Here is a 537-nt window from a genome sequence, read left to right on the forward strand (position 1 = left end):
TCCCATCCTGGCGCTACCAAGTGTGCCATGTACCTCAGCGATGGCACCGTCACCGCCCTATGTGGGTCACAAGCCATATAAGTATGACCATCAGCCATAAGTTCACCACTAGTTACCCAATTATTACTCCCTACAGAAAACTTATCTTCTATTACCACTTCTAAAGGGTTTTTGTAAGTAGATACATCTCTATCAATCCTATAGTCAGGACTAACATCATCTATTTGAAAATCAATAGGTTTTCTAAACGCCTTATACAAATAGAGAATATCATCAAATAGCAATTCTTTGTCAATACTCTCATCCAGCTCTATGTCAGGATCGTGTGGATGAAACCAATGAAGATCCTTTGTCTTTTTTACCCCCAACTTTGCTACTGACCGACCAATCAACAACTCCTCTGTAACATTTTGTAGTAATCCCTGATGTCTTGAAACAACAACCTCAGGCGTCCATTTTCCAGGTAGAATATCTAATATTTTAAACTCTATAGGCAACTTATCAGGAGTACGTAATATCTCTTCGATATACGCATTC

At 39.1% G+C, this 537-nt stretch carries 1 protein-coding gene; it reads right to left on the reverse strand.

The window, feature by feature from the left end:
- Positions 1–537: penicillin acylase family protein (locus G5B00_RS17905; protein WP_205966479.1), on the reverse strand; the 537-nt coding region annotated here is incomplete at both ends.

The organism is Parapedobacter sp. SGR-10 (genome assembly GCF_011030405.1).
In the GTDB taxonomy this organism is placed as follows: domain Bacteria; phylum Bacteroidota; class Bacteroidia; order Sphingobacteriales; family Sphingobacteriaceae; genus Sphingobacterium.